We start from the raw sequence: 11,708 nt of genomic DNA, 5'->3' as shown, positions 1-11,708 counted from the left end.
CACACCCACTACGCTGCATCAAGTCGCGGCATAACCCGGTGTCCACATCCCGGGGGGTGCCTCAGTCCGTCCTTCAACCACCCGGCGCTCCAGTACTTCGAAATGTCGCCGGAGGCGAGGCTCAGTGCCCTGGTGTTGTAGATGATGGCGTTGGTCTGCCGCTTCTTCAGGTCACCGAGCGCCTGCGAGCTGCAATGGTGCGAGCCGCCCCACTCCTCGGGGTTATCCCAGGCCACGATCGCCTTGTAGGTGCCCGCCGAGTACCCGAACTTCGCCCCTAGCTGGTCGGCGTAGGCCGTGGCCTGCCCGATGCCCCGCACCTGCTGCACGACAAGCTGCGCCTGCACCGACCGAAGTCCCCCTGCGCCAACTGCCAGAGCTGGTCGGCGTACTGGACCGCCACCGGGCGATCCAAGCCGTACTCGTGCCGCAGCGCGTCCAGCCGCGCCGACGTGACGTCCCGGCCGACCTCCGCCCCGGCCATAACCGCGACGGGGTCGCCGGGCAACGCGTACAGGATCAGGAACGAAACGGTGCATGCCGTCTACAGCACGAAGATCGCCTGCGCCAACCGCCGGGCGAGATAGCGCAGCACCGATCAGCCTCCACGATATTTTCCACTAACCCTATCGGAAGGCCAGGGTATGCTTCGGCGGTGCGGAAGACGGCACCCTTTCCTGCCTCAGTGAGGTGGAGGTAACCATGGCCGCGTACACCTCAGCCGAGGACCCATGGCGCGAGCGGGCGCCCGCGGTCCTCGCCGCCCGCGACGACACGACGTGCCGGGTCAGGGAGGTCCTGGACCGGGTCGGCGAGAAGTGGGCGGTGACCATCATCGCGGAGCTCGGCAAGGAGCCGCAGCGCTTCACCGAGCTGCGGCGTGCCATCCCGGGCGTCAGCCAACGCATGCTCACCACGACACTGCGCGGCCTCGAACGCGACGGGCTCGTGTCCCGCACCGTGCACCCGGTGGTGCCGCCCCGCGTCGACTACGAGCTGACGCCGCTGGGCGAGACCCTGCTCGACACCGTGTCGGCGCTGCTGGCCTGGGCCCTCCAGCACATCGACGAGGTCGACAAGGCTCGTTCCGAGTACGACGCCCGATGACGTCACGGACCCGGCTCGAGGACGCCCGGACCGGGCCGGGTCAGGGTCGACGAACGCGTCGTACACAGCAGCGAACGGTGGATCGACGTGGCCCGCGCCTTCCTCGCCGACGTACGCCCGGCCGAGCGGCCCTTCTTCCTCTACGTGGCGCTGCACGCGCCGCACGACCCGCGGCAGGCGCCGCGCGCCTGGCTGGACCGGTATCCGCCGAGCGCCGTACGGCTGCCACCCAACCTGCTGGCGGAGCATCCGTTCGACCAGGGCGACCGCCCGATCCGCGACGAACTGCTCGCGCCGTTCCCGCGTACGCCGGAAGCGGTGCGGTTGCACCTGCGGGAGTACCTGGCCATCGTCAGCCACGCCGACGAGCAGATCAGCCGGTTGCTCGACGACCTCGACCGGCGCGGGCTGACCGACGACACGACCGTGGTCTTCTCCGGCGACCCCGGTCTGGCGCTGGGCGAGCACGGCCTGATGGGCAAACAGTCGATGTACGACCACAGCACCCGAGTGCCCCCGATCATCGCCGGCCCCGGGATCCCGGCCGGACGACGGATCAACCGCCTCACCTACCAGGCCAGCATCTACCCCACGCTGTGCGACGTGCTCGCCATCCCGCTGCCAGACACCGTGCAGTTCCCCAGCCTGGCCGGCTGGTTGTCGGACACCAGGGACACGGCCACGGCGGCCGCCGGGGACCGGGCTGCGGCCGACGACACCGGGGCGTCTCTGCGGCGCGTACCGCCACCTCCAGCGGTTGATCCACACGTCTTGTGGCCGACCCATGGCAGCGCATCGACCTCGCCGGGGCGCCCGAGCACGCCGACACGGTGGCCCGGTTGCTGGCCGCCTGCGCCGAATGCAGGATCAGTTCGGCGGCACCGACGGCGCGTGGACGGCCGAGATCGACGGTAGTTGGCAGCCCTCAGCATGAGTCCGGAACTGTTCCCCAGGTAGGTCCGTTACACCTGGCGCGGGGTCCAGCCCGGCCTGGGGCGACGATCTTCCACACGGCGCTGGCGGCCACCCGGTAGCCCAACCGACGAGTTCGCCTGAATGCGACGGTCAGCTCGTGGCCGCCTGGCCCGTCAAGCGACTCCCGGGAACGGCGTTCTTCAGCTCGCTGAAGTGCCGGGAACGTCGGCCAACTCGCCGATCACGGTCAACGCCCACTTGTCGCCGATCCGGTCCAGGATCTCCGGATCCGGCAGGTGGTGGAGTCCCGGGCGGAGAGCCCATCCGACGCCCTGTTCGCGGCCATGGTGACCTTCAGGTGACTGAGGCAGAAGAAAGTGCCGTCTTCCGCGCCCCTTCACGGTTACCCAGAATGGGCTCGGTTACCAGATACTACCGATAGGAATAACAGAGATGACCAGTGTGACCCCTGACGAGTCGTTCGCCACCCCGGCCGGCGCGGCGCAGCTGGACCGCACGGCGAAGGCCCTACGGGCCAACGGATACACCGTCCACCTTGTGGACACTACCGAGGAGGCCCGCAAGCTGGTGGTCGATCTGGTGCCGCGGGACCAGAGCGTGTTCACCGCCACCAGCGAGACGCTGCGGCTGTCCGGGATCGCCGCTGACCTGGACGAGTCCGGCAACTTCCAATCGGTACGCGCGAACGCCAGCGACCTGTCCGCCGATGTGTACGACCAGATCCGCCTCGGTGCCGTGCCGGACGTCGTGGTCGGCAGCGTGCACGCGGTCACCGAGGAGGGCCAGCTAGTCGTCGGTTCGGCCAGCGGCAGCCAGTTCGCGCCGTACGCATCCGGTGCCCGCAAGGCGGTCTGGGTGGTCGGCGCGCAGAAAGTTGTGCCGGACCTGGAGACCGGGCTGCGCCGGCTCCGCAGCTACAGCCTGCCCAAGGAGCACGAACGGATCCAGCGCTTGTACGGGCAGTCGTCGTTCCTCGGCCGGATCCTGATCCTGGAGCGGGAAGCATTTCCGGACCGGGGGACCGTGATCCTGGTCCGCGAGCCCATCGGTTTCTAGTGGAGTTTCTGGCCAGTACGCTGCTGGCGACCGCAGGGCAACGAGCGCGACCGGCTCCGTGCTGGTCGACCTCGCGGTCTGGGCGGGGCGGGTCGGCTCTTACGGTTTCGGGGTGGCGGAACGCCACAATCCCGCGTTCCTCTCCTCCTCCCCTGCCAGAAGGCGGCCGCCATTGGCGTCGCCGGCTGGGTCCGCACCGCCCCTGGCGCCGACGCCCGTAGCAATAAGGTGGCCCTCACCTCGAAGGCGTGCCGCATCGTCGGCCGACATGCCGCCGAATGGCGTGCCACCGGGGCCGCCACCGAGGAGCTGGCACTGTGCCGCCAGCGCGGCGACGAGCGGTAGCAGGCAGCAGAGGGACCGGACAGGCAGATGCCACGGCTTGAGCGCGCCCATGCCCGGCGCGGGCCTAGGGGGTGTCTCGTGGATCTACTGGCGGGCTGCGGCCGGCCCGGACGGCGCCCGGCGGCGTTGTCGGCTCGCCCGGATACAACACCTAGCCGGCAACCGCAACACCTCTCGCGGCCTTCGCGGCCCGGCCGGTCGGGCCGGTCGGGCCGCGAAGGCCCCGGCGAGGGGCGAGAGCGTCACCACACCCGCTGACCGCCGTTCGCGAAGCCCCGAGACCGGCGGTCAGCGGGATAGGCCCAACCCGGGAGCGGCCTGGATCAGCGTGCCGTACCCGGAGGTCTGGGCGAGCGCGGACGGCGGCCAGTCGTCGCCGGCGGATTGTGTCCAGCGGTGCGGTGGTGGAAGGAACAGGCGCCAGCGCTCATTTGGGCAGCAGCGGCAGGAGTTGGCCGCCCTGGCGCTTGATCTCTGGCAGGTACGGGGTGTCGGAGAGGACGAAGTGGGTGATGCCGAGGGCCTGGTACTTGCGCAGCGAACTTGCCACGTCTTCGGCCGAGCCGACCAGCCAGGTGGTGCCCGCGCCACCGCCGCCGAACTTGCCCGGCGTGGTGTAGAGGTTGTCGTCGAGCACCTCTCCCCGCGCGGCCAGGTCCAGCAGCCGCTGCTGACCGACGGCGGCCCGCCGGATCGGGTCGCGCAAGCTGATGCCCTTGCCCTTCGCCATCTCCGCGACCCTGGCCTCGGCGTCGGCCCAGGCCTGCTCCGTGGTGTCCCGCACCAGTGTGGTGACCCGCAGCCCGAACTCCAGTGGAGCGTGCTCGCGTCCCAGCTCCGCGCTGAGTTTCTTGAGCCGTTCGATCCGCTCACGGACACCGTCGAGTGGCTCACCCCAGAAAAGCTGTACGTCGGCCTCGGTGGCCGCCACCTTTTCGGCGGCTTCGGAGGCGCCGCCGAAATAGAGCCGGGGATGCCGGCGATCGCCCCGGACGACAGTTCGTGGTACCACGGTGGAGTCGGTGACGCCGAAGTGCTCGCCGTGGAAGGTGACGTTCTCCTCGGTCCACAGCTTGCGCACGATCTGGATGAACTCCCTGGTACGGACGTAGCGGTGGGCCTGGTCGCCTTCGCTGTCGCCGTACGCTGCCAGGTTGTCCCTACCCGACACGATGTTGATCAGCACTCGCCCCCGCGTGAGGTGATCCAGGGTCGCGGCGGCGGACGCGAAGTTGGCCGGATGCCAGTAGCCGGGCCGGATCGCGATCAGCGGCCGGAACGTCATCGTCCGTGCCGCCAGCGCGGTGGCGACCGTGAAGGTGTCGGGCCGTCCCCAGCCGGTGCCGATGAGCGCGCCGCCCCACCCGTGCTCCTCGAGAGCCCTGGCGTGGCTGGTGAGAGTCTCCAGGCCGTTGTGGTTCTCGACGACGTCGTCGCCACGGTGACCGGGCTGGACCTGATTCGGGATGTACCAGAGGTACTCGTAGCTCATGAACGAACCCTCCTGTTCCCTTCGGTGATCGGCATGTGAAGTGCGTGAGTTGGGCCTCGCGGACGGTGGTCGACTGGCCCTGGGCCAGGACGAGAGCGCCGACACGTGCCCTGGCAAGGGGGCTCGTGCAGCCGCCGGTCGGCATCGCGACCGAGTCCGGCGCCGCCGTACTCGCCGGGGCGAGGTGGTTGAGTGCGCCCAGCTCGGCGAAACCTTCGACGGCCGCCGCAGGCACCTCGGTGTGGTCGGTCTCCAGCGCGGGGTGCCTCTTCGGCGTACTGCCCGAGCCTGGCGACGAAGGGATGCCCGTCCACGTTGGTCACGGCCTGGGCCGCGCTGGTTGCCCCCGTCCCGGTCACTGTCATCGCTTTCCCCGGCTCGAGTCCGCTCTCCCGGCCTGTCGTTCATCCGCAGCCATACCGGAGCCAGACCCGTAGCCTGGATCACAGGGTATACCTATCAAGTCGATAGGTATAGTGTGGATCCTGGTCAGGTCGCTCCTCTACTCCAGACAGGAGATCGACTTCGCGTTCTTCGTCAGCGCGCAGTGAACCTTTTTCAACCTCCCCTTGCGGTCCGTCGGAGGGCGAGGTCCGACGCGGTGTGTGAGCGCCGCGCAGTTCAGGTTGAAAAGGTTCAGTGATGCTGGCCCGCGTGCTGGTCGACCGTGCTGTCGAGGTGGACCATGTGACGGTGTTTCACACGTCCGCGCGACGGCGCCTGCGGGCGACCGGAGCCGCGATCGCCGGACTCGCGGCAACCCCCGCCGCCGTCGACCAACCCACGGCGGCGATCCGCGGAGCCGCGCTGAACGGCGGTACGGCCGACGGGCTGACCATCGCACCCAACCTCTGGGCCGGCATCGGACTGGTCCGCGAGGCGCCGGTACCGCACTGGTCGGCAGCTACGCCGCGCGGATCGGCGCCGTCGGCTGACTGACAAGCGTCGCCGGCTGATCTCCGCCGCGCGCGACTCAGCGTCGCCGGCCGACTGCGGGCGAGGATCCCGAACCGTCAGGGCGGAAACCCGCACCGTCCATGACAGTCGCCGCCTGCCGCTCACAGCAGCGAACGAAAGCGGTCGGGCTGACCAACCGCGTCGGCTCGGGATCCACCTCGGAAGCTTCCACGGCGAGCGTCATCGCGTCCTCCCCACTCCTTCCGGCGGTGCCGCGCCGGGGTTGGTCGCGGCAGCGACAGCAAGGCGAGTAACCCTCAAATCCTATCGTTATAGTAGGTATTTGGTCAACGAAAATCCCCATCGACGTGCGAAGACCGACATCGACGGGCCCAGACATTGACATCCACGCCCCTCACGGACTGAACTCGACCCATGTCCAGCGAGCTGCGGCTGACCATCCGCGGCCACATCGACTTCGGTCGGGTGTGGTCCAGTTCCTGTCTGAGCTGATCCGGCACTCCGGGTTGATCCCGAGCTCCACCGCCTCCTCACGGCGCGCCGTCCCGGCGTCCGCCGCCGGTGCGGCTCGCCGCCGAGCTATCCGCCGGTCCCCTCCACCACGCCGCCGCGCCAGCGCCGAGCGCCGCACGCCCGAGCACCGCACCGGTAGCTACCGCGTTCCCTGCTGGACAGGAGACCCGCCATGTCCACCGCCCGCTTCCAGCCGTCCCTACTCGCCGCCCTGGCCAGTTGCCTGGCCCTCACCCTCGCCGCCTGCTCCCCCGGGACAACCGGCGGGACCCCGGCTGGCGCCGCCGGCCCGCCCCGGTCCGGCGGCTCGCTGACCTGGGGCATCGAGACCGAGCCGATCACGTTCAACCCGCACCTGTACGCCCAGGCGAAGGCGCGGCTGCTGGTCTGGAACTCGTTCGAGTCGCTGCTCACCCACGACCGCACCGGGGCCCCCGTCCCGTGGTTGGCCACCGGGTACCAGGCGTCGCCGGACGGACTCGCGTACACCCTGAAGCTCCGCACCGACGTCACCTTCCACGACGGCGAGCGGTTCGACGCCGCCGCGGTGAAGGCCAACATCGACCAGCTCCGCCAGCCCGGCTACGCCCCGACTGTCGCCGCGGTCCAGTTGCGTAACCTGAAGACCGTCGAGGTGCTCGCCCCGGACACCGTACGGTTCGTCCTCACCGCACCCGACGTACTGATCCTGGACTTCCTCGCCTCCCCGCAGGGCGCACAGATCTCGCCGCAGTCGCTGCGCACGGCGCGGAACATCAAGGCCGGCGGGACCGACGTGGTCGGCACCGGGCCGTTCATCCTGGACCGGTACGTGCCCGGTCAGGAGGTGCGGTACCGGAAGAACCCGGCCTACAACTGGGCGCCGCCGACGGCCGGCCACACCGGACCGGCGTACCTGGAGCAGATCACCTACCGCTTCCTCAAGGAATCCTCGGTGCGGGTCGGCGCGCTCACCGCCAACCAGGTCCAGCTCATCGAGGGGGTACCCGCGACCGACCAGCAACTGATCACCGGCAACCCCAACCTACGGCTGATCCGGGAACTGAACTCCGGGTCGGCGTACTCCTACTACTTCAACGTCTCCCACCCGCCCTTCGACGACGAGCGGGTCCGGCGCGCCTTCCGGGACGCCGTGGACGTGGACGCCGTGCTACAGGCCGTCTACCGGGACACCGCCACCCGGGCGTGGAGCGTGGTGAGTCCAGCCAGTCGGCTCTACGACAAACGGTTCGAGGGGACGTACGGCGGCAACGCGGCCCGGGCGAACGCCCTGCTGGACGCGGCCGGCTGGACCAGGCGGGACGCGGCGGGCTACCGCGTCAAGGACGGCCGGCGACTCACCGTACGGCTGCTACAGTCCGCGCCGTACGTCCGGGATCGCCGCGACATCCTCGCCCAGGCGGTGCAGGCGGCGGTCAAGCAGAGCGCCGGCATCGACCTCGCGATCTCCGTCGTCGACCAGGGCACCGCGACCGAGGCGCTCAACGGCAACCGGTACGAGGTGTTCGACAACTCGCGGGCGGACACTGACGCCGGCGCGGCGCTGAACCTGCTGCTGCACTCCGCCGGCGCCATCAACCGCACCCAGGTCAACGACCCGGAGCTCGACCGACTGTTGGCGGCCGGCCAGGCGACCGGCGATCCCGTGCAGCGGGCCAGGATCTACGCCGATCTCCAGCAACGGGTAGTGGCCGACCAGGCACTGCTGCTGCCGCTCTACGCCCCGGCCGACCAGATCGCTGCCAGCACCGCCGTCGGCGGCATCGGCTTCGAACCGACCGCGGGCGTCCCGGCAAGCGCGTACGACCTGTGGATCGGCCACTGAGATGGACCAGGTACGGCGACTGCGCCCGGTGCTCCGCCGGTTGACCTCGGCGGTGGTGGTGCTCTGGGCGGCCGCCACCGCAGCCTACCTCGCCCTGGTCCTCGCCCCCGGCGACACGGTGGACAGCATCATTGGCGACGGCGCGGACAGCCCGCAGATCCGGGCCCAGGTCATCGCCGAGTGGGGACTGGACCGGCCGGCACTGGTGCAGTACCTCGACTACCTGGCGCGGCTGGCCGGCGGCGACCTCGGCCGGTCGTACCTGCTCCAGCGGCCGGTCGCCGAGGTGATCGGGGCGCAGGTCTGGCCGACGGTGAAGCTCGCCGTGGCCGCGGCCGGCCTCGGCGTCGGGCTGGCCCTGCTCGCCGCGGTCGTCACGGGCGGTGGGCGACGGCCATGGCTGCACCGGGCCACCTCGACCGCCGAACTGGTGCTGGTCTCCACCCCGGCGTTCCTGATCGGCATCATGCTGCTCAGCGTGCTGTCGTTCCGGTTCGGACTGTTCCCGGTCGCCGGCGACCAGGGGCCGACCGCCCTGGTCCTGCCGGCGGTCACCCTGGCCCTGCCGATCGCCGGACTCCTCGGCCAAGTGCTCCGGGACGGCCTGGACCGGGCCCTGGACGAGCCGTTCGTGGTCACCGCCCGCTCGCGTGGCGTGCGGGAGCGGGCGCTGCTGCTGCGGCACGTGCTGCGGCACGCCCTGCTGCCCGCGGTGACCCTGGCCGGTTGGCTGTTCGGGATCCTGCTGGGCGGCTCGGTCATCGTCGAGCAGGTCTTCGGCCGGCCGGGACTGGGCCAGGTGACCCTGGCGGCCGTGTCCGGCAAGGACATGCCGGTCGTACTGGCCGTGGTGGTCCTCTCCGCGGCCGCCTACGTACTGGTCAACACCATGGCCGACCTGGCCTACCTGCTCATCGACCCCCGGCTGCGAAGGAGCTGACGATGACGGTGACCATCGACGGCGCGGCGCTGTCCACCGCCATCACCAACCGATCCTCGTCGCCGCCCCAGGCCGACCGACGCCGGATCGCGCTCCGGCCCGGCCTGGTCGCCGCCACCGCGTTCCTGGCCGTGGCGCTGGTCGCGGCGCTCTGGCCAGCGGCACTCCTCGCCGGGGACCCGTTGGCGGCCGATCCGTTCGCCGTGCTGCGCCCGCCGAGCGGGGCACATTGGTTCGGCACCGACCACCTCGGCCGCGACCTCTACGCCCGGGTGGTGCACGGGGCCCGACACTCGCTGACCATCGGCGCCGCGGCGACCACAATCGCGGTGGCCGCCGGCCTGTTGCTCGGGGTGGTCGCGGGCATGGCCACCCGGCTCGCCGATGAGGCGCTGAGCCGCTCGTTCGACGCGCTCTCGGCGTTCCCGACGCTCCTGCTGGCGCTGCTGTTCATCGCCATCGCCCGCCCGGGCACGGTCAGCCTGATCGCGGCGATCGGCATCGCCACCCTCCCGCACTACGCCCGGGTCGTCCGGGCGCAGACCCTGGTGGTCCGCCGTGCCGGGTACGTCGAACAGGCCGTCGCCTTCGGCCTGTCCAGCCCTCGGCTCGTGCTGCGGCACGTCCTGCCGAACGTCATCGCCCCGATCCCGGTACTCGCGGTGATCGGCCTGGGCGAGGCGATCCTGGCGGCGTCCGGGCTGAGTTTCCTCGGCATGGGTCCCCAGCCGCCGTCACCGGAATGGGGCACGATGCTCTCCGAGTCCCGGGCCTACCTGCGGATCGCCTGGTGGACGGCGATACTGCCGGGGGTGGCGGTGACGCTGACCGTCATCTCGCTGACCGTGCTGGGCCGTCGGCTCCAGCGCCGCTTCGACGGGCGGGACGCCTGATGGCCCCGCTGGTGGCGGTCGAGGACCTGCACGTCACCTTCCGCACCGCGCGGCGGGACGTCCCGGCCGTCCGGGGAGTCAGCTTCACCGTCGACCCGGGTGAGTGCCTGGCGATCGTCGGGGAGTCCGGCTCCGGAAAAAGCGTCACCGCCCGTACCCTGGTCGGGCTCGCCGGTGCCGGGGCGCGGATCCGGGCCGAGCGGCTCGAACTGGCCGGTGCCGACCTCCGCCAGTACGACGGGCAGCGCTGGCGGCGGGTGCGGGGCCGGGTGGCCGGCCTCGTCCTGCAGGACGCGCTGGTGTCGCTGGACCCGCTGCGTACCGTCGGTGCGGAGATCGCCGAGGTGCTGCGCACCCACGACCTGGTACGCCGTACCGAGCGGGCCGGACGAACGGAGTACCTGCTGGACCAGGTGCACGTGCCCGAGCCGGCCCGCCGGGCCCGGCAGTATCCCCACCAGCTCTCCGGCGGCCTGCGCCAGCGCGCGCTGATCGCCTCCGCCATCGCCGGCGAGCCGGCGCTGCTGATCGCCGACGAGCCGACCACCTCGCTGGACGTCACGGTGCAGGCCCAGATCCTGCGGCTGCTCGCAGAGCGCCGTGACGCGGGCACCGGCTTGCTGCTGATCAGCCACGACCTCGCGGTCGTGTCGCAGATCGCGGATCGGGTGCTTGTGATGCGGAACGGTGAGATCGTAGAACGAGGTCGCACCGACGAGCTGCTGCACACGTCCCGCCACCCGTACACCCGGCAGTTGCTCGACGCGGTGCCGTCGGCTTCCTCCCGCGGTCGCCGGCTGGCGGCGCCGGTACGGGTCCGGGACGGCTGCGCGGTCCCGACCCGGGTCCGGGATGAGCTGCCGGCTCGGACGGTGGAGCCGAACGACCGGGTGATCGAGGCAACCGCCCTGAACAAGCGGTACGGGTCGCACCAGGTGGTCCGGGGCGTCTCCCTGACCATCGCCCGGGGCGAAACCGTCGGTCTGGTCGGCGAATCCGGGTCGGGCAAGACTACGGTCGCGCGGCTTCTCTTCGGCCTGCTCGCCCCGGACACCGGCACAGTCAGCTTCTGCGGCCGGCCCTGGACCGACGTACCGGAACGGGAGCGCCGCCCGCTGCGGCGCCGACTGCAACTGGTCTCCCAGGACCCGCTCGGCTCGTTCGACCCCCGCTACTCGGTGGCCCGGATCGTCGCCGAGGGCCTGGACCGGACGGTCGATCGGGCCGACCGACGGGAACGGGTGGTCGGGCTCCTCGACCGGGTCGGGCTGGGGCCTGAACTGCTGGACCGCCACCCCCGGCAGCTCTCCGGCGGTCAGCGGCAGCGGGTAGCGATAGCCCGGGCCATCGCCGCGCGCCCCAGCCTGATCATCTGTGACGAACCGGTCTCCGCTCTGGACGTCTCGGTCCAGGCCCAGGTGCTCGACCTGCTGGCGGAGATCCGCGCCGTCGATGGGACCGCGCTGCTGTTCATCTCGCACGACCTCGGGGTGGTGCACCACCTCAGCGACCGGGTCCTGGTCATGCACGAGGGCGCCGTGGTGGAACAGGGACCGGTCGGCGACGTCTTCAACTATCCCCGCCACGACTACACGAGGTCCCTGCTCGACGCGCTGCCCAGGCTCGTCACCGCGGGCTGAGCAAGGTCGCCCCGGCTGACCAACGACACTGCCGGCCGGCCTG

8 protein-coding genes and 2 pseudogenes are annotated in these 11,708 nt (G+C 70.8%); 8 read left to right on the top strand and 2 right to left on the bottom strand.

Annotated features, from left to right (window positions below; all coding sequences use genetic code 11):
* Positions 1-8: 8 nt before the first annotated feature.
* Entirely contained in the window at positions 9-347 is a 339-nt protein-coding gene (locus tag AAH979_RS38925; protein ID WP_346263119.1) for a hypothetical protein, read from the bottom strand.
* Between the two features lie 343 nt (positions 348-690).
* Here AAH979_RS38925 and AAH979_RS38920 point away from each other — a divergent pair, with 343 nt between their 5' ends.
* From AAH979_RS38920 to AAH979_RS38910, 3 genes and pseudogenes are all read left to right on the top strand, one after another.
* On the top strand, positions 691-1,107 hold the full coding sequence (locus tag AAH979_RS38920; RefSeq protein WP_346263118.1) for a helix-turn-helix domain-containing protein: 417 nt from the start codon (positions 691-693) through the stop codon (positions 1,105-1,107).
* A gap of 75 nt (positions 1,108-1,182) precedes the next feature.
* Positions 1,183-2,022 (top strand): annotated as a pseudogene (locus tag AAH979_RS38915) (sulfatase-like hydrolase/transferase); the annotation flags it as partial.
* Between the two features lie 453 nt (positions 2,023-2,475).
* On the top strand, positions 2,476-3,099 hold the full coding sequence (locus AAH979_RS38910) for a lactate utilization protein (protein WP_346263117.1): 624 nt from the start codon (positions 2,476-2,478) through the stop codon (positions 3,097-3,099).
* A 772-nt stretch (positions 3,100-3,871) separates the two neighbouring features.
* Here the strand turns inward: AAH979_RS38910 and AAH979_RS38905 are convergent.
* On the bottom strand, positions 3,872-4,936 hold the full coding sequence (locus AAH979_RS38905) for an LLM class flavin-dependent oxidoreductase (RefSeq protein ID WP_346263116.1): 1,065 nt from the start codon (positions 4,934-4,936) through the stop codon (positions 3,872-3,874).
* A gap of 795 nt (positions 4,937-5,731) precedes the next feature.
* On the opposite strand from AAH979_RS38905, the pseudogene AAH979_RS38900 reads away from it, so the two are divergent.
* The 5 genes and pseudogenes from AAH979_RS38900 to AAH979_RS38880 form a co-directional block, all read left to right on the top strand.
* Positions 5,732-5,856 (top strand): annotated as a pseudogene (locus tag AAH979_RS38900) (alkanesulfonate monooxygenase); the annotation flags it as partial.
* Between the two features lie 683 nt (positions 5,857-6,539).
* Positions 6,540-8,192: an ABC transporter substrate-binding protein gene (locus tag AAH979_RS38895; protein ID WP_346263115.1), complete on the top strand. Its 1,653-nt coding sequence runs from the start codon at positions 6,540-6,542 to the stop codon at positions 8,190-8,192.
* 1 nt (position 8,193) lies between these two features.
* Complete coding sequence (locus tag AAH979_RS38890) at positions 8,194-9,132, top strand: ABC transporter permease (protein WP_346263114.1); 939 nt, start codon at positions 8,194-8,196, stop codon at positions 9,130-9,132.
* Between the two features lie 2 nt (positions 9,133-9,134).
* Positions 9,135-10,025, top strand: coding sequence for an ABC transporter permease (locus AAH979_RS38885; protein ID WP_346263113.1), 891 nt, complete (start codon positions 9,135-9,137; stop codon positions 10,023-10,025).
* Complete coding sequence (locus tag AAH979_RS38880; RefSeq protein WP_346263112.1) at positions 10,025-11,665, top strand: ABC transporter ATP-binding protein; 1,641 nt, start codon at positions 10,025-10,027, stop codon at positions 11,663-11,665. Before AAH979_RS38885 ends, AAH979_RS38880 begins: the two co-directional genes overlap by 1 nt.
* Positions 11,666-11,708 lie beyond the last annotated feature (43 nt).

Origin of the sequence: Plantactinospora sp. ZYX-F-223 (assembly GCF_039649625.1) — a bacterium.
GTDB lineage: Bacteria > Actinomycetota > Actinomycetes > Mycobacteriales > Micromonosporaceae > Plantactinospora.
This window is presented reverse-complemented; position numbering and strand designations above follow the sequence as displayed.